This is a genomic window from Pseudomonas sp. I2, assembly GCF_040984075.1.
GTDB lineage: Bacteria > Pseudomonadota > Gammaproteobacteria > Pseudomonadales > Pseudomonadaceae > Aquipseudomonas > Aquipseudomonas guariconensis_B.
The window spans coordinates 1-16,250 of sequence record NZ_JBCGFQ010000073.1 but is presented as its reverse complement, the minus strand read 5'-3'; the positions used below and the strand labels follow the sequence as shown (position 1 = coordinate 16,250).

The window sequence follows — 16,250 nt, the reverse complement described above, 5'->3', positions numbered from 1 at the left end:
AACCTTGCGCTCGTTCGCCAGCCAGGACAGAAATGCCTCGACTTCGCTGCTGCCCAAGGTTGCCGGGTGACGCACACCGTGGAAACGGATGAAGGCACGAACCCAGTGGACATAAGCCTGTTCGGTTGGTAAGCTGTAATGCAAGTAGCGTATGCGCTCACGCAACTAATCCAGAACCTTGACCGAACGCAGCGGTGGTAACGGCGCAGTGGCGGTTTTCATGGCTTGTTATGACTGTTTTTTTGTACAGTCTATGCCTCGGGCATCCAAGCAGCAAGCGCGTTACGCCGTGGGTCGATGTTTGATGTTATGGAGCAGCAACGATGTTACGCAGCAGGGCAGTCGCCCTAAAACAAAGTTAGGCACCAATGGATAGTTCGCCGCTCGTCAGGCCTGTTGAAACTACCGATTCGGCCAGTTGGCTAAGCATGCGCTGTGAGCTGTGGCCAGATGGCACATGTCAAGAGCACCAGTCAGAGATCGCAGAATTTCTGTCCGGAAAAGTCGCCCGGCCTGCTGCTGTCCTCATTGCTGTAGCACCCGACGGAGAAGCACTAGGGTTTGCCGAGCTTTCGATCCGCCCGTATGCGGAGGAGTGCTACTCCGGCAACGTTGCGTTCTTGGAGGGTTGGTACGTTGTGCCAAGTGCGCGGCGTCAGGGCGTAGGTGTAGCTCTGGTAAAAGCCGCCGAGCATTGGGCTCGTGGTCGCGGATGCACCGAATTCGCCTCCGACACTCAACTTACCAACAGCGCAAGCACCTCGGCGCACCTGGCGGCTGGATTCACGGAGGTTGCTCAAGTACGCTGCTTCCGGAAACCGTTGTGAGGGGCGCCGCGTTGGTGCCTAACAATTCGTTCAAGCCGAACTTGCTTCGTTACACCAAAGCCATGGCAGAATGAGCTTGCCATGGCTTTGGCTCCACTACGCAAGTCGGCTTAACTCAGGCGTTATGCCGCACTCACCCCCATGGAGTTTTGATGTTCAAACTTTTGAGTAAGTTATTGGTCTATTTGACCGCGTCTATCATGGCTATTGCGAGTCCGCTCGCTTTTTCCGTAGATTCTAGCGGTGAGTATCCGACAGTCAGCGAAATTCCGGTCGGGGAGGTCCGGCTTTACCAGATTGCCGATGGTGTTTGGTCGCATATCGCAACGCAGTCGTTTGATGGCGCAGTCTACCCGTCCAATGGTCTCATTGTCCGTGATGGTGATGAGTTGCTTTTGATTGATACAGCGTGGGGTGCGAAAAACACAGCGGCACTTCTCGCGGAGATTGAGAAGCAAATTGGACTTCCTGTAACGCGTGCAGTCTCCACGCACTTTCATGACGACCGCGTCGGCGGCGTTGATGTCCTTCGGGCGGCTGGGGTGGCAACGTACGCATCACCGTCGACACGCCGGCTAGCCGAGGTAGAGGGGAACGAGATTCCCACGCACTCTCTAGAAGGACTCTCATCGAGCGGGGACGCAGTGCGCTTCGGTCCAGTAGAACTCTTCTATCCTGGTGCTGCGCATTCGACCGACAACTTAGTTGTGTACGTCCCGTCTGCGAGTGTGCTCTATGGTGGTTGTGCGATTTATGAGTTGTCACGCACGTCTGCGGGGAACGTGGCCGATGCCGATCTGGCTGAATGGCCCACCTCCATTGAGCGGATTCAACAACACTACCCGGAAGCACAGTTCGTCATTCCGGGGCACGGCCTGCCGGGCGGTCTAGACTTGCTCAAGCACACAACGAATGTTGTAAAAGCGCACACAAATCGCTCAGTCGTTGAGTAGCAGGCAGATGCGGCATAACATGAAGTTGCAGCCGACCATCACTCCGCTGCGCTCCGTTCTGGCGGCTGAACTTCGGCGTTGGGCGTGACGATTGCAGCGTGTTGTCGGGCTACGCAGCAACCCTAGAAATTCAAAAGAAGGGTCATAAATGGACCAAGGCAGAAGTGAAGTCAGTAATCCAGTTGCTGGCCAGTTTGCGTTCCCTTCAAACGCCGCGTTCGGAATGGGAGATCGCGTGCGCAAGAAATCTGGCGCCGCTTGGCAAGGCCAGATTGTCGGGTGGTACTGCACAAAATTGACCCCTGAAGGGTACGCTGTCGAGTCTGAGGCTCACCCTGGCTCGGTACAGATTTATCCTGTTGCGGCACTGGAACGCATCAACTGAGTTCAAGATTGAAGTGCTCCACTCAACGGCCATACCGTGCATCACCGCCCACGGCCCAACTTGTCGCTCCAGCGGACGGCTTCGCCGCCCACTGAGCTAATTCGTTAGGCATCAGGAGCAGACGAGTGTCAGTCGAAATCATCCATCTCACTGGAAACGATGTTGCGTTGTTGCAGTCAATAAATGCCATGTTCGGCGAGGCATTCAACGACCAAGATAGTTATGCCCGCAACAAGCCGCCATCAAGCTATCTTCAAAAACTGCTTAGCACTTCTAGTTTTATTGCGTTGGCTGCGGTTGACGAGCAAAAAGTCATTGGCGCTATCGCCGCGTATGAGTTGCAAAAATTCGAGCAGCAAAGAAGCGAGATTTATATCTACGATCTCGCTGTAGCGGCAACCCGCCGCAGAGAAGGCATAGCTACAGCTCTAATTAAAAAACTCAAGGCTATAGGCGCAGCGCGTGGAGCTTATGTGATTTACGTCCAAGCTGATAAAGGCGTAGAAGACCAACCAGCCATAGAGCTCTATAAAAAACTAGGAACCATCGAAGACGTATTTCATTTCGACATTGCGGTTGAGCAGAGTAAAAATCATGCCTAACAAGGCACTCCAGCCGACGGCTTTGCCTTCGCTGCGCTACGGCAAATCCGCGGCTGAGTTTGGGCGTTGAACGACAGCTTTCCCAAAAGCTCTACGGCTGCTCTGGGTCGACACCGGTAATCGGATCGTTGCCGCACTGAACAGCGCCCCGTTCCAGGTCGCCTCCATTTATGCGGCTGAACCGAGGGAGAGCAGCTTTACGCCGTCTGGCCGCAGTTCGCCCTTGGGCGACACGTGCCGGTAGAGCGTCTGCCGGGTAATCCCGAGTTCTTCGCAGAGATCGCCCACCTTGGTTTCCGGTTGCCCCATGCTGGCCATCGCCAGGCGTAGCTTGGCGGCGGTCATCTTGAAGGGGCGCCCCCCTTTCCTGCCGCGAGCGCGCGCCGAGATAAGTCCAGCGACTGTTCGCTCGGAAATCAACTCACGCTCGAACTCGGCCAGCGCGGCAAAAATACCGAACACAAGCTTGCCGGCGGCAGTCGTCGTGTCGACCGCCGCACCGTGACCGGTCAGGACCTTCAGGCCCACGCTACGCGCAGTTAGGTCGTGCACGGTGTTGATCAGGTGGCGCAGATCACGGCCAAGCCGATCGAGCTTCCACACGATCAGCGTGTCCCCTTCACGAAGCGCCTTCAGGCAAGCAGCCAACCCTGGGCGATCATCGCGCCTGCCCGAGGCCAGATCCTCGTAAAGGTGCGCAAGGCTCACACCAGCGGCGATGAGCGCATCGCGTTGCAAATTGGTGGACTGGGATCCGTCCGCCTTCGATACCCGCATGTAGCCGATCAGCACCTTTTCACCCGTCACGTATACGTTCGATTATGTGACAGTGTGAGCCGGAAAGCTCTATCCGTCAAAATTTGTCACTTAACCCGTCATTTTGTTTAAGACATGCAAAGGGTGCATCAGGCAGGTAATGTGACAGAAATTCCGGCGGGATGCCTTCCTTCACGAAGGTGGCGCGCAACCGTTCCAAGGAAGCGGGATCGCGCCGACCATAGGAAGCCAACGCGAACAGCGAGCGTGCCGTCTCGGGGTTGTGTCGCGCTTCAATGATGGCCTCGTCGATGGCCTGGACTGCACGCTGCCAGTGATTGATGGGCTCGGGCTTCGGCGCTTTCGTCGGCAGGCCACTGGTGAACCCGGTTTGGGGCTCGGACCAGAATAGCTTTGCCTGCTCGCCTGGCGGGCTGATGTCCCTCACCTCAATCAAGCTGATTGCCGTTGCCGCCGCCTCCAGCATCTGTAACCGTACTATCGGATTCAGGGTTTCATACGGTCGCCACAGACTTTGCCCAGCACGCAGCGGATGCCCGCAGCCTTCCCAGACTTGGCGGGGATACCCCGCGCAGGTTCCGCACGCGGAAAGCGGGGTGTTCAGCTCATCGAGCAGCGTGCGAAGAAGTCGAAACCACAATCCGGCGTGGATGCGTCGGCGCGGCAGCTCCACGTGACCGGTTGTCAGTGCCTGCCAGGTACGCTGGTCCATCGCCGCAATCGCGTCGCTGGCGGTGCGCGGTTCGGCGTCGGCGTTCTCCCAGCCGAGAAACCGCCCTGGCACGCCCCAATAGGATTCCAGCCAGCAGCCATGCAGCGGGCAGCTCAGCATCAGGGGCAGCTTCCACGCGAGCAGTACGGCTTGGTTCTCCGGATCGCTCAGGCAGAGCGGACAGGCGCGGTTTATCGGCTGGCTGGGCAGCCAGGCACGCCAGCTCGTGATGGATCGCGTCTTACGGCGGAGTCTTGGCAGCAACACCGAGAGCTGAAACGCATAGGTTTCCAAGGCGTCTGGAATCTGGTCATCAAGGCTGTCCAGTAGCCAAGGCACCCATCCGGCGAAACTCATACAGCGCAGCCGGTCCAGCTCGATGCCGCTCCGCTGGGAAAGCAACGCCAGCAGCGAGAGTGGTGGCGCGGTGTCCAGGTCATCGACCTGGCCGTGACCAAGATCGTGCTCCAGCAGGTCGGGCTCCTCCATGTGATAGCAAAGGGCCACGCGGTTGAGCCATGAGGACAGCGCCTCGCCTTCTTTCGGGGCGGGATGCAGCGGCCAGCGCGGCGCAGGCTTCACATCAGTTCCCGCTCGAATTGCCGCCGCCGCTCGCTGGGTCCGGTGTAAACGGCCATGCTGAGTGTGCGATGGTTGATCGCTTCCTCGCCGCTCTCCACGGCGACGATGGCCGCCGCCATCAGCAAGTGCGCCAGTTCCCCTATGGTGCCCTCGCTGCGTGTGAGCAGGTAGCGAGCCATGTCCAGCGTGGCAATTGGGGAAGGCCGGCGCAGCGGGAGCGAAGCGGCGAAGCTGGCCAGCAGTGAGCAGCAATCGTCGTTGGCCTCCCATACCGGCAGCATCATCGGCTCGAAGCGATTTTCCAACTGGTCATCGGAGCGGATGGCTAGGTAGGCGTCGCGCGTGCCTACCCCAACCAACGGGATGCGCAGTTCGTTGCCGAGGAAGCGCAGCAGGTTGAGGAATTCCCGGCGGTTGACGCTGTTGCCGGCCAGCACGTTGTGCAGCTCGTCGATCACCAGCATGCGCACGCCGACCTTGCGCAGCAGTGCCAGAGCCAGTTGCTCCATTTCCGGCAACCGTGGGCGTGGGCGCAGCGGCGCGCCCATCGCGGCGAGCAGCGCGACGTAGAAGCGGATCACGGACGGCTCGGACGGCATCTGCACGACCAACACCGGGATGTGCTCCTGGTCGGCGTCGGAGCTGGCCGGGTGGGTGCGGCGGAACTTCTCGACGATCATCGACTTGCCATTGTTGGTCGGGCCAACCAGCAGCAGGTTGGGCATGCGTTGCTTGTTTGGCCACGCATAAAGGGCTTCCAGCCGGTTCAGCGCCTCGACTGCGCGCGGATAGCCGATCCAGCGGTCGGCGCGAAGGCGCTGGATGCGTTCGTCCGACGGGAGACGGGCCAAGCCCTGGGCCGCCGGCAGCAGGTGGGACAGGTCGATGATGGGATATTCGTCCACGGCTACCACTCCTCAATCTGGTCGAACGGTTTGGCGGGTGGCAAGTTGTCTGCCTGCGGGTCGGCAATATCCGTATCCGGCGGAACGGGCTTGTCCGGCCGAGCTGATGTCTTGAGGTGCTGGCGGCGATCCGCGTCACGCCGCGCCTTGCGTGTGGCCTTCTGCGCGCTGGTCACAATCTCACGCATCTGGCCGATCATGCGGAACAGCGCCGACTCGTCCACCTGCTCGCGCCCTTGCTGCCGCAATTTCGCCAGCGCCTGCCGTTGTTCCCAGAGGGTGACAGCCGGATGCGACAAGGTACGGTAGGGAATTTCCAGGTAGTGCTGGCCCTCCGGTTCCAGCACCCAGACGCGGCTGATGTCGCGTGGGTCGCGCCGGATCAGGAACGCGGGCAAGCGGTCGCGCCGAGCTATCCACGGCTTGAGCGCATCGGCGTAGTAGTGGATGTGGTCGATGACGAAGCCGGTGCGGGTCAACGTGCGCCGGATGATGGGCAGAAAATCGACCAGAAAAGCCGTGGTGCGAGTGATGACGGTTGGCACGCCGGTCCGCGCGATCGCTCCGGCCCAGCGCGCGGCCGGCGGTTGGAGCAGGCCGTTGTGCACGGAGCCGTGATAGGTGCCGACCGCCAATGTAAGCCAGCGCTCCAGCTCGCGCAGTGTCAGGGCAGCCATCTTCTCGGAGGCGTATTCCCCGCGCTGGTTAGGGTTGGAGAAGGTCGTCCCCGGTAATTCGTCGTGGATCATCTGCATCGCCGTGCCGATGATCCGTTCCACGATACCGCCGTAGTGCGGCTGCCCGAGCGGGCGATAGTCCAGGCGGATACCATGCTGTTCGCAGCCACGACGCAGCGCCTCACTCTTGAACTCGGCTGCGTTGTCCAGGTAAAGCAGCCTGGGCTTGCCACTCATCGGCCAGTCCATCTCTACGTCCAACCCTTCAAGCCAAGGGCGCTTGTCGCAGCCAGCATGTGCGAGGCACAGGCCGACCGAGACGGCGGATGGCGCTTCCAACGTAACCACCATGCCAACCACGCAGCGGGTGAATACGTCGATAGCGAGGGTAAGATACGGACGGCCAATTGGTTGCCGGTCGCGCTCGTCCACCACGATCAGGTCGATGACCGTATGGTCGATTTGCACCTGCTCCAGTGGTGTGGAGATTGGCGGCGGAACGCCACCGACACCTTGCAGGGTGCGGGACGCATCCTGGCCTTCCCGAAGGCGAGTGGTCTTGAGCGGATCGAGGCCGGCAATCCGCAACGCCACTGTGTTGCGCGCCGGCACCCGTAGCTTTTGCAGCTTGCACGCCAGCGCAACTTCACGATGGAAGGCCGCCAGGCTGCGCTTCTGTTTGGTCAGGAAGCGCTTTTGCAGTAGCTCGCGGATGATTCGTTCGACCGATTCCGGCAAGCGTCCCTTACCCTTGCCGCCGCTCGATTGCCCAAGAGCCAAGTCAGTGACCAGCCCCGAACCTTGCCGGGCGCGGCGGATCAGGACGTAGACCTGCCGCCGGGACAGACCGAGTTCCTGGGCTGCCGCGTCAGCCGCTTCATGCCCGACCGTCTCCGACTGCGCCAACGGCCCAATGATCTCCGCGCGACGACGCGCACGCTCCCATGCCTGTTCTGGCAGAGTGGCTACGCCGTGCTCGGTAATCGGTGCGGTATCGGTCGCCATGCTCACGTCGCTTTGGTGCACACGAGTATTGAGCATAGACGAGTTTCGTGCAGAGGAGTCCTGATATCTGGCTTTCAGGAGCCGTATACACAACAGGCTTCAAACCGCGCTGACTGGTGCAGTTGTCTTCTGAAAATGACAGCCGTGATGCTACTTACTCGTTGTAAGTCATCGTGCCACCGGCTCCCTGTTTTACTCATAATGCAATCTGAAATGGGGGGCCTGGGGGGGGAATAGGCAAAAGTGCCGGCAAATGCCAGCACTTTGCGAATCCTGCCCTAGCCTTAAACCCCCCATTTCTTTTCGTGCGTACGAAATCGCCGTACCCCCGGAGGGCCGAGCCCCTGCGGGGCTCGCCGGCCCGCTGGCTTCGCCAGGCGGGCTTTGGCCTGCCTGACTGCTCCCGCGCCGCCGTGGCGGCTTGGTCCGGGCTCTTGCAAGTTTTGGATTGTACAATCCAAAAACGGGGTTATAATTTGGATTGTATAATCCAAAAATAAAGGCCACCAATGAAACCCACTCTATTGTAAACAAGACATTTTTATCTTTTATATTCAATGGCTTATTTTCCTGCTAATTGGTAATACCATGAAAAATACCATGCTCAGAAAAGGCTTAACAATATTTTGAAAAATTGCCTACTGAGCGCTGCCGCACAGCTCCATAGGCCGCTTTCCTGGCTTTGCTTCCAGATGTATGCTCTTCTGCTCCTGCAGCTAATGGATCACCGCAAACAGGTTACTCGCCTGGGGATTCCCTTTCGACCCGAGCATCCGTATGAGACTCATGCTCGATTATTATTATTATAGAAGCCCCCATGAATAAATCGCTCATCATTTTCGGCATCGTCAACATAACCTCGGACAGTTTCTCCGATGGAGGCCGGTATCTGGCGCCAGACGCAGCCATTGCGCAGGCGCGTAAGCTGATGGCCGAGGGGGCAGATGTGATCGACCTCGGTCCGGCATCCAGCAATCCCGACGCCGCGCCTGTTTCGTCCGACACAGAAATCGCGCGTATCGCGCCGGTGCTGGACGCGCTCAAGGCAGATGGCATTCCCGTCTCGCTCGACAGTTATCAACCCGCGACGCAAGCCTATGCCTTGTCGCGTGGTGTGGCCTATCTCAATGATATTCGCGGTTTTCCAGACGCTGCGTTCTATCCGCAATTGGCGAAATCATCTGCCAAACTCGTCGTTATGCATTCGGTGCAAGACGGGCAGGCAGATCGGCGCGAGGCACCCGCTGGCGACATCATGGATCACATTGCGGCGTTCTTTGACGCGCGCATCGCGGCGCTGACGGGTGCCGGTATCAAACGCAACCGCCTTGTCCTTGATCCCGGCATGGGGTTTTTTCTGGGGGCTGCTCCCGAAACCTCGCTCTCGGTGCTGGCGCGGTTCGATGAATTGCGGCTGCGCTTCGATTTGCCGGTGCTTCTGTCTGTTTCGCGCAAATCCTTTCTGCGCGCGCTCACAGGCCGTGGTCCGGGGGATGTCGGGGCCGCGACACTCGCTGCAGAGCTTGCCGCCGCCGCAGGTGGAGCTGACTTCATCCGCACACACGAGCCGCGCCCCTTGCGCGACGGGCTGGCGGTATTGGCGGCGCTGAAAGAAACCGCAAGAATTCGTTAACTGCACATTCGGGATATTTCTCTATATTCGCGGTTCAGCAGGCATGTCCCCTTTGAGGGCGACCCGACGACAGGATAATCGACCTTATGGTGCGCAAATATTTCGGGGTAAGCGGAAAAGACGGTTGATGGCCACATTCCACCCACCAACCTGATACCACGCTCAGATGGTTGATAGATCGACCCCGTAGTTGAGTTCTTCTGCGAAGTCCGGCAGTCCATAACCAATAGTTTTCTTATAGAACGGAGAGACCTTCGCAGTCGGGGCCTTCTTCTTGTGCTTCGTGGTGTAGAGCATTCGTGCCCGCATCACCTCGAAGGAGTAACCGCGCCCTTCACGGTTCTTGTCCTTGGCCAGTCGGTTGATGGACTCCGTGTAGGCATTGGTGACGGGCATGTCCGTCTCGAAGTAGGTCATGATTTCTTCGCGCCAGTTTCCCGTGGCCCTGACCAGATCGCTCCAAACTTGCTTCTGGCCCTTTGGGATAGTGGCTATCCACTCGTCCAGGGCGGCTTCTGCTTGGGGCCGTGTGCTGGCGTTCCAGATGCCATAGAACCGCTCCTTGTGCTCGTAGGCGGCCAGCAGTTGCGGAAATGCGCCTGTCCAAGTCTCCATTATCAGTCGTTCCTGATCTGAGACTTCGTGAGCTCGCTTCAGCAGGATTTTCCGGTCTCCCTTGAGGGTTCGGTTTTGGGAGGGTTTCAGCTCCTTTCTGAGCCCCTTGCGCACCTTCTCCAGGGCATCGTTGGCCATGCGTACCACATGGAATTTATCGACCACGATACGGGCCTGTGGCAACACTGCCTTGACCGCTGCCCGGTAGGGATTCCACATGTCCATGCTGACGATCTCGACCTGCTGCCGATCTTTCAGTTTCATCAGGTAGTTGGTCACCACGTCCTGACGCCGGCTGGCCAACAGGTCAAGCAGGGTCTTCTCTTCAATGTTAGTCAGGATGCAGCGGTAGCGGCGGTTCAGGTACAGCTCATCGATGCCCAGAATGCGAGGCGTCTCGAACGGGTTCCAGCGGCCCAGGAACTCGGCGCGGACGTTGAAGATGTCGCGCACCGTCTTCTCGTCCAGGCCAGTCTGGGCCGCCACGAAGGTGTAGGGGTGGTTGAAAGACTCCTTCTCCACATACTCATGCAGCCGCAGCGTCATGCGGAAGCCGTCCACCATCTCCGGTAGCTGGGGCCTGAACGTCGAGTTGCAGGCCCGGCAAGTGTACCGGCGACGGATCACCCAGAGGGTAACCCGCTTGCCGTGGATGGGAAGATCCCGATAAGCCACATCACGCTTGCCGAACCGCACGAACTCACCCTGCACCCCGCATTCCTCACAGGCCATGGGATCGGGCGCGTCCACCTGGAAGTGCATTTCGTCATCGGTAGATGTGTAACCCAGCACCTGGTACTCCGGAAGATGCAGGATATTGTTGGGCATTCTGGACATGAGAGGCTTGTGTTATGAACGCATCGTGGCACAGGACGAACTTTTCATAGATTCGCTAAGACATGATCGTGCAGGGATTTAACCGTGTGTTGGAGTTCTTGCTGGCGATTTCGCCAATCACTTTCACATCCGCTCAAGTAGGCCTCCCGCGCATCGACTAAAACATCCGCTTGTTCGATCGGTAGCCTAGTAGCTGCCCAATCGGCAGCAACATCCTTAGAGACGAATTCACCGGTAAGTACTGTTCGCCACATACGCGCTAAAGTCAGCAGGACGTTACGTTCATCGCCCTGTAGCGTCCCGGTTAAAGTTGGCAGAACATCCCCGATTGCACGGCGTATATCTGATTCCGAAATGAATGGTAGTAGCTCGTTTGCGTCCGGGCCGACTAGAGGTTTCGCTTCCTGCCGTGATTGGGCCAGCACCAGGGTAAGCTCTGGATCACAGACAGGTTCGGAACTTTCTCCCGCCTCGTACTCGTGACGTAACCACTCACCGTAAATGAATTCGCACCGTGCAGGATAGGGTGGTTCAGCAATATCTGGACGCAAAAAGACAATCACTTCAAGAGGACGGCGTCCATCCGGATCAAAAGGATATCGCCCAGATACCTCCATTAACTCGGAAGCAAGACATCTTCGAACCTCGGGCGTCATCGGCTGGTCAATGACCACAAGCAAATCTACGTCGCTGCGGGGGCGAAGCTCACCAGCCACAGCCGACCCATGGAGATAGACAGCCACCAGTGATTTTGCTAGCCGCTTCTGGACAATTGACAACGCTTTATTTGCTTCGGCAGGAACGATCACTAGACAGCCCTACTCCAATATCAAGAGAATGATGCTTTTGAGGATGTTACCTCCTCTCGCGGCTCCGTCAACCATATTATCCGTTGTTCACATGGATAATAAGGGCCTGTGACAAGAGGCACATCAACCATCTTTTCCGGATACCCGAAATTTTGCCGGCCATCACTGGAAGACCTGGCCATCGACAGACCGGCCGATCCGGCCTATAGTAGTTACAGGTATTACCTCTAACTACGGAGGCCATCATGGCAGCACCAACATCCATCAAGCTCGATGACGATCTGAAAGGGCGGGTCCAGCATCTGGCCGATACTCGCAGGCGCTCGGCGCACTGGCTCATGCGTGAAGCGATCGAACAGTACGTGGAGCGCGAGGAAAGGCGAGAGAGCTTCAGAAGGGACACGCTCAAGGCTTGGGAGGACTACCAGGCTACCGGCTTGCACGCGACCGCTGACGAAATGGAGAAGTGGCTGGCCAGCTGGGGAACGGATAACGAGGTGCCGGCCCCGACATGTCACAAGTGATCTTCGCCCCGGCAGCGATCCGGGACCTGGAGCGGCTACGCGAGTTTCTGCGGCCCAAGAACCCCGCAGCGGCTGAGCGGGCCGCTAAAGCCATCATCCAAGGCGTCCAGGCGCTCGGAGAGCTGCCACGCATTGGCCGCCCCATTGAGGATATGCCCGAGGAGTTCCGGGACTGGTTGATAGACTTTGGTGATAGCGGCTATGTCGCACGATACCGCATTGATGGTGACACCGTTGTGGTATTGGCCATCCGTCACCAGAAAGAAGTTGGCTTCTAATTTTTCGTGCGCACGAAAAAACGCCCCACCTGATTCAATCAATATCACGCCTTCAATGACCCTCATCAGGGTCATTTTTTTTGGATTGTACAATCCAAAAAAAATAAAAATTTCGTGCGCACGAAATAAAAACAGAGCCTTATCTATTTACATCAACAGATAACGTAAACACTTGATTCCAATAATATAATACAGCAGCTGTACTATTGCGTTAGTAGTGATAAAGCCTATAATTTTCTTCTAAAAGCTAGGTAATTTTTGGGGCTTAAACACGAATGAACAGCGACCCTAAGACGGCCGCTCAGCGACAGCGAGAATACGCCAATAGACAAAAGCAGATGGGACGCCGGCAACGCTCTTTCTGGCTTACCGATGAGGAACACCAGGCGCTGAGCAAACGGCTAAAGAAAATTCGAGCGGCGCGGAACGGGGGTGATGACCCCGGCCGCGCCTAACCATAACTGCCTGAATAGGAGGCAACCATGGCTAACAACCAGTGTATCACACACACCTTCACTGACAGCGGCCTGTCTCGGTTATACCGGTCACACGCGGTCGAACGTCTCGCCATTGAGAGCGAGATTCAAACGCTGATGATCACCGCCGGTTATGCCCGCGAATTTCTGGCCGAAGGGCCGGAAGCCCTGCCCGAGGATTTCTTTAGCTGCATCGAGGAGATGAAGGAAGTCCTGGAGTCCATCGACCTGAAAAGCCTGGATTTTGAAAAACGGTCGCTCACGCTCAAGCGGAGAAAACGCCGCCTGGAGGCCAAGGCGACCCGCCAAAACAGCCAAAAGGAGGCCCAATAATGAGCATCAAGATTTCGTGCGCACGAAAAATGGCCGGCGTCGCCCTCGCCGCCGCTATCGGTATGTCCCAGCCCGCCATGGCGGGTGGGATTCCCGTTATCGACGTATCGAGCCTGACCCAGCAGATTCTCCAGGTTCAGCACATGCTAAACCAGATCGAGCAACTGAAAAGCCAGCTCGAAACGGCGAACAAGGAGCTGGACAGCATCAGCGGGGTTCGTGGCCTGGCCGGCGTCATTGACTCGACTTACGACACAGCCGTGGATGTGGACCCGCAAGGCGTCCTAGACCGCTACGGCATCCGCAGCGGGAGCGACTACGGCATGAGCGAAGACGTGGCCGACCTGTACGACAGCAGCAACCAGAACGCGGCGACCTGGCTGGCTCAGTCGGAGAAGTCCCTGGAGCAGGCTCAGGAGCGCTTCCACGACCTGACCGGCCTGGTGGCTCAGGTCAACAACAGCCCGGACCAGAAGGACATCTTGGACCTCCAAGCCCGGATCGGCGCCGAGGAAGTCATGCTGGAGAATGAGATGGCCAAGCTGACCATGCTCCAGTCCCAGGCCGAAGCCAACCGGGCGGTACACGCCCAGCGTGTCCAGCAAATGCGTGTCGAATCATCCGGCGAACCATTCGAGCTTAATTGGTAAGGAGACCGCTATGAGCATGAATATTTCTTACGTAAGAAATTTTGCAGTCGTGGCCATGGTCAGCTTCGCGCTGACCGGGTGCTTTGACGACACCCCGGAAACCGGCCCTGTGCAGACTGTGGACTGGTACAAAGCTCACGACAATGAACGCCAGGAGACTTTAGAGAAGTGTTCTAATAACCCTGGCGAACTCCAGGAGACACCCAATTGTGTGAATGCCCTCCAGGCAGAAAGAGCGCTGTCTAGCGGAGAGCCCTTTGAACTCGATCTATCGAGTCTCAAGGACAAGGAGGACTCATGAACCTGTTCGAAGGAATGTTCGCAGTCGTTGACCAGGCGTTGGATCAGTACGTGATCAATACCGCCACCGACCTAATAGCGTACATCTCTCCAATATTTACTAGCATGCTGATAGTCTGGATCGCCATTTGGGGCTATCTGATGATGTTCGGCAAAGTGACCGAGCCGCTGCAGGAAGGCGTTTTCCGTATTCTTCGCATCGGCTTCATCATGACGCTAGGGCTGACTGTTGGCACCTATATGGATGTCGTCGTTGACGTTCTAGCGCATGGCCCGGAATCTATCGCAGCGGTCGTTACTGGCTCAAACGGCGGTGCTGCCACCATCCTGGATAATCTCTTTTCCAGGGTTCTCGATGTGGCAGACCAGGCCTGGGACAAAGCCGGCGTGATGAGCGGAGACTTCGGAATGTACCTGGTTGCCGCCCTGATTATGGTCTTCGGTGGGGGTGTCACTATCGTGGTTGCTTTCCTCCTGCTGGCCAGCAAGGTTGCTACCACGGTGCTTCTCGCTATTGGCCCCCTCTTCATCATTGGCCTGCTGTTTAATACCACTCAGCGTTTCTTTGAAAGTTGGCTGGGCATGGTGATGAACTTCGGCATGCTATTGATCTTAGGGTCTGCCATCGGCCGAATGGTCATCGACGTAAGCGAGGCCTTCATGAACATTGTGGAGTCATCCACCAGCAGTATGGCCAACATGACAACATGCGCCTATCTCATCGCGTTTTTTGCCCTTGGCATTCTGGTTCTCAAGCAAGTTCCCGCTATTGCCTCGGCTCTGGGTGGCGGCGTAGCTCTAGCAACACAAGGCGCTCTTGGGTCAGCAATGAACGCCATGCGTCCATCTACGATCCGCCGCCAGTATCGCGGCATTCAACGTGATGCCCGCCTGGCAGGTAATGCCGCTTCATCGCCCTACCGTGGTGCCAAGTCCGCTTATCGGGCTTACCAGAAGCGTTTCGGTGCCGGCAATACAATCACAGGAGGATAGCGCCATGGAAAACAAATGGATCGATACCTGGCGCGCCCGTTGGGCGCGCATGAAGCGAGGCTGGGAGCTGGCAATATCTGGCTTACTTTTAACAGTGGGCGTGTTGCTATCGGTCGCTTTGCTTCCCGAGCTACCCAGCATGATATGGGGCACTCTGACCGGGGACGGTGAGGCAGCACGCACCCTGTTCATCTGCGCGGCAGGCGTGGCCGTGTGTGTACTCCAATGGCGGTGGCGCACAGCCTTTTATCCTCAGCTCAGGCGCGACGCGGCGATCGCGCGTGACAAGTCCCCTTCGTGATCCCTCCGGCCGTGCTTCCAGCACGGCCGCTCACTTCTTCCTGGAAGCCTCTCCTTTCAACTCGGCCAGTTGCTCCTTGAGGGCGTTCAGCTCTCCGGTAAGGGTTGCGTTCCGCTCCCGGCACTCGGCCAGCTCCTGGCGGGCCTGCTCGCGGTCCTGCTGAGCGGTTGCCACACGCTCGGCGGCTTGCTTCGCTTCTTGCTCGGCTCTCTGACGTTGCTCCTGGTGCTGCGCCTCCTGGGCTTCGGCTCTGGCCTTCACCTGGGCCAGCTCGCCGGTCAAGGTGTCGAGACGCTGGCGAAGATCGGCGGCTGTCGCGTCGGCCTTCTCCAGCTCCTGCCGGTGCTGCGCTTCCAGGGAGCGCTTTTCCTCCTGGTGCTGCTTCTCCACAGCCTTACGGTCGCGGTCGGCGTCCTTCCGCTGCTCTTTGGCCTCTGCGCGGGCTTCGGCCAGCTCGGCCTTCAGCTCGTCGATCCGGTCGCCTCGATCCTGGGCTTGTCGCTCAGCCGTCGCCAAGCGCGTCTCCAGCTCCTGGACTTGCTGGGTCATTGCATCGACCTGCTGTCGGCTGTCCTGGAGCGAGGCCTGGCATTCCTGGTGCGCCCGCTGCTCCTGATCAAGCTGGCCGGCGACGGCCTCCAGCTCCTGAGCCTGATCCTCGAAGGCCTGCGCCATTTCCGCGCGAAGCTGGTCAGCCTCGGCGCGCTCCTCGTCCCAGCCCTTTTGGGCAGCCGCCAGGGCCTCGTTGGCCAGGGCCTGTGCTTCCGTCCAAGCGGCAGCAAGGGCACCCTGAAAGACTTCCTGGACTGAATCCGGTACTGCCACGGCAACGGGGGCGGCCTGGCTGGTCTGCTGCTTGCGCCACTCACGCATAACGGCACTGGTCGTATTCATATCCGCTCGCGCGGCACGGCGGACCTCGTCTACGGTTGGCATCTTCTCGCGGCCGCTCTGTTCGTACAGCTCAGCGGCGACCTGCATGATCCGGTCGCGCGTCTCGGTGGGGATGCTGCTCTGTGTCATCTCCTTTCCTCCTGGTCGTCTCACTCAACATAAGATAAGAATAATAATAATCT

19 protein-coding genes are annotated in these 16,250 nt (G+C 58.2%); 11 read left to right on the top strand and 8 right to left on the bottom strand.

What is annotated here, in order from left to right; all coding sequences use genetic code 11:
• Positions 1–165 (bottom strand): phage integrase N-terminal SAM-like domain-containing protein (locus tag WCE05_RS24330; RefSeq protein WP_368816731.1); only part of this gene is annotated, 165 nt, incomplete at its 3' end.
• Positions 166–368: 203 nt separating this feature from the next.
• Here WCE05_RS24330 and aac(6')-Il point away from each other — a divergent pair.
• The 4 genes from aac(6')-Il to aac(3)-Id all read left to right on the top strand — a co-directional run bounded on the left by aac(6')-Il (position 369) and on the right by aac(3)-Id (position 2,767).
• Positions 369–827, top strand: coding sequence for an aminoglycoside N-acetyltransferase AAC(6')-Il (aac(6')-Il, locus tag WCE05_RS24325; protein WP_013263788.1), 459 nt, complete (start codon positions 369–371; stop codon positions 825–827).
• A gap of 152 nt (positions 828–979) precedes the next feature.
• Positions 980–1,780 carry a subclass B1 metallo-beta-lactamase VIM-2 gene (locus WCE05_RS24320; protein WP_003108247.1) on the top strand — a complete coding sequence of 267 codons (801 nt, stop codon included), beginning with the start codon at positions 980–982 and terminating at the stop codon, positions 1,778–1,780.
• Between the two features lie 148 nt (positions 1,781–1,928).
• A complete protein-coding gene (locus WCE05_RS24315; RefSeq protein WP_063844482.1) occupies positions 1,929–2,165 on the top strand; it encodes a trimethoprim-resistant dihydrofolate reductase DfrB5 in 237 nt (78 codons plus the stop codon).
• Positions 2,166–2,290: 125 nt separating this feature from the next.
• Positions 2,291–2,767 carry an aminoglycoside N-acetyltransferase AAC(3)-Id gene (gene aac(3)-Id / locus WCE05_RS24310; RefSeq protein ID WP_003155734.1) on the top strand — a complete coding sequence of 159 codons (477 nt, stop codon included), beginning with the start codon at positions 2,291–2,293 and terminating at the stop codon, positions 2,765–2,767.
• A 168-nt stretch (positions 2,768–2,935) separates the two neighbouring features.
• Here the strand turns inward: aac(3)-Id and WCE05_RS24305 are convergent, their stop codons facing one another.
• The 4 genes from WCE05_RS24305 to WCE05_RS24290 form a co-directional block, all read right to left on the bottom strand.
• Positions 2,936–3,559, bottom strand: coding sequence for a recombinase family protein (locus WCE05_RS24305; RefSeq protein ID WP_003155741.1), 624 nt, complete (start codon positions 3,557–3,559; stop codon positions 2,936–2,938).
• A gap of 61 nt (positions 3,560–3,620) precedes the next feature.
• Positions 3,621–4,838 carry a TniQ family protein gene (locus tag WCE05_RS24300; RefSeq protein WP_006122485.1) on the bottom strand — a complete coding sequence of 406 codons (1,218 nt, stop codon included), beginning with the start codon at positions 4,836–4,838 and terminating at the stop codon, positions 3,621–3,623.
• Positions 4,835–5,743, bottom strand: a complete 909-nt coding sequence (locus WCE05_RS24295; protein WP_022579786.1) for a TniB family NTP-binding protein — start codon at positions 5,741–5,743, stop codon at positions 4,835–4,837. Before WCE05_RS24295 ends, WCE05_RS24300 begins: the two co-directional genes overlap by 4 nt.
• A 2-nt stretch (positions 5,744–5,745) precedes the next feature.
• Positions 5,746–7,425 carry a Mu transposase C-terminal domain-containing protein gene (locus WCE05_RS24290; RefSeq protein WP_031294072.1) on the bottom strand — a complete coding sequence of 560 codons (1,680 nt, stop codon included), beginning with the start codon at positions 7,423–7,425 and terminating at the stop codon, positions 5,746–5,748.
• An 817-nt stretch (positions 7,426–8,242) separates the two neighbouring features.
• Between WCE05_RS24290 and sul2 the strand changes: the two genes are divergently transcribed.
• Positions 8,243–9,058, top strand: coding sequence for a sulfonamide-resistant dihydropteroate synthase Sul2 (gene sul2, locus WCE05_RS24285; protein ID WP_001043260.1), 816 nt, complete (start codon positions 8,243–8,245; stop codon positions 9,056–9,058).
• 162 nt (positions 9,059–9,220) lie between these two features.
• On the opposite strand, the gene WCE05_RS24280 is transcribed toward sul2, so the two are convergent.
• Together WCE05_RS24280 and WCE05_RS24275 are read right to left on the bottom strand one after the other, a co-directional pair.
• Complete coding sequence (locus WCE05_RS24280) at positions 9,221–10,510, bottom strand: ISL3 family transposase (RefSeq protein WP_368816730.1); 1,290 nt, start codon at positions 10,508–10,510, stop codon at positions 9,221–9,223.
• A 44-nt stretch (positions 10,511–10,554) separates the two neighbouring features.
• Positions 10,555–11,319, bottom strand: a complete 765-nt coding sequence (locus tag WCE05_RS24275; RefSeq protein WP_368816729.1) for an aminoglycoside adenylyltransferase family protein — start codon at positions 11,317–11,319, stop codon at positions 10,555–10,557.
• A 245-nt stretch (positions 11,320–11,564) separates the two neighbouring features.
• Here WCE05_RS24275 and WCE05_RS24270 point away from each other — a divergent pair, with 245 nt between their 5' ends.
• From WCE05_RS24270 to WCE05_RS24245, 6 genes are all read left to right on the top strand, one after another.
• Entirely contained in the window at positions 11,565–11,843 is a 279-nt protein-coding gene (locus WCE05_RS24270; RefSeq protein ID WP_368816728.1) for a CopG family ribbon-helix-helix protein, read from the top strand.
• Positions 11,831–12,121, top strand: coding sequence for a type II toxin-antitoxin system RelE/ParE family toxin (locus tag WCE05_RS24265; protein ID WP_368816727.1), 291 nt, complete (start codon positions 11,831–11,833; stop codon positions 12,119–12,121). Before WCE05_RS24270 ends, WCE05_RS24265 begins: the two co-directional genes overlap by 13 nt.
• A gap of 482 nt (positions 12,122–12,603) precedes the next feature.
• Entirely contained in the window at positions 12,604–12,930 is a 327-nt protein-coding gene (locus tag WCE05_RS24260; protein WP_368816726.1) for a hypothetical protein, read from the top strand.
• Positions 12,930–13,580, top strand: coding sequence for a type IV secretion system protein (locus WCE05_RS24255; protein ID WP_368816725.1), 651 nt, complete (start codon positions 12,930–12,932; stop codon positions 13,578–13,580). The genes WCE05_RS24260 and WCE05_RS24255 overlap by 1 nt, the downstream gene beginning before the upstream one ends.
• A 10-nt stretch (positions 13,581–13,590) precedes the next feature.
• Positions 13,591–13,881: an EexN family lipoprotein gene (locus WCE05_RS24250; protein WP_318113607.1), complete on the top strand. Its 291-nt coding sequence runs from the start codon at positions 13,591–13,593 to the stop codon at positions 13,879–13,881.
• Positions 13,878–14,873: a type IV secretion system protein gene (locus tag WCE05_RS24245; RefSeq protein ID WP_318113605.1), complete on the top strand. Its 996-nt coding sequence runs from the start codon at positions 13,878–13,880 to the stop codon at positions 14,871–14,873. The genes WCE05_RS24250 and WCE05_RS24245 overlap by 4 nt, the downstream gene beginning before the upstream one ends.
• 331 nt (positions 14,874–15,204) lie before the next feature.
• Here the strand turns inward: WCE05_RS24245 and WCE05_RS24240 are convergent, their stop codons facing one another.
• Positions 15,205–16,197, bottom strand: a complete 993-nt coding sequence (locus WCE05_RS24240) for a DNA-binding protein (RefSeq protein ID WP_368816724.1) — start codon at positions 16,195–16,197, stop codon at positions 15,205–15,207.
• Between the last annotated feature and the right edge of the window lie 53 nt (positions 16,198–16,250).

What these genes read in the sequence shown, in the direction of transcription:
- WCE05_RS24320 (WP_003108247.1), top strand. Translation starts at nt 980, where the DNA reads ATGTTCAAACTTTTGAGTAAGTTATTGGTCTATTTGACCGCGTCTATC.
- WCE05_RS24315 (WP_063844482.1), top strand. Translation starts at nt 1,929, where the DNA reads ATGGACCAAGGCAGAAGTGAAGTCAGTAATCCAGTTGCTGGCCAGTTT.
- WCE05_RS24290 (WP_031294072.1), bottom strand. Translation starts at nt 7,425, where the DNA reads ATGGCGACCGATACCGCACCGATTACCGAGCACGGCGTAGCCACTCTG.
- sul2 (WP_001043260.1), top strand. Translation starts at nt 8,243, where the DNA reads ATGAATAAATCGCTCATCATTTTCGGCATCGTCAACATAACCTCGGAC.
- WCE05_RS24280 (WP_368816730.1), bottom strand. Translation starts at nt 10,510, where the DNA reads ATGTCCAGAATGCCCAACAATATCCTGCATCTTCCGGAGTACCAGGTG.
- WCE05_RS24270 (WP_368816728.1), top strand. Translation starts at nt 11,565, where the DNA reads ATGGCAGCACCAACATCCATCAAGCTCGATGACGATCTGAAAGGGCGG.
- WCE05_RS24265 (WP_368816727.1), top strand. Translation starts at nt 11,831, where the DNA reads ATGTCACAAGTGATCTTCGCCCCGGCAGCGATCCGGGACCTGGAGCGG.
- WCE05_RS24260 (WP_368816726.1), top strand. Translation starts at nt 12,604, where the DNA reads ATGGCTAACAACCAGTGTATCACACACACCTTCACTGACAGCGGCCTG.
- WCE05_RS24255 (WP_368816725.1), top strand. Translation starts at nt 12,930, where the DNA reads ATGAGCATCAAGATTTCGTGCGCACGAAAAATGGCCGGCGTCGCCCTC.
- WCE05_RS24250 (WP_318113607.1), top strand. Translation starts at nt 13,591, where the DNA reads ATGAGCATGAATATTTCTTACGTAAGAAATTTTGCAGTCGTGGCCATG.
- WCE05_RS24245 (WP_318113605.1), top strand. Translation starts at nt 13,878, where the DNA reads ATGAACCTGTTCGAAGGAATGTTCGCAGTCGTTGACCAGGCGTTGGAT.
- WCE05_RS24240 (WP_368816724.1), bottom strand. Translation starts at nt 16,197, where the DNA reads ATGACACAGAGCAGCATCCCCACCGAGACGCGCGACCGGATCATGCAG.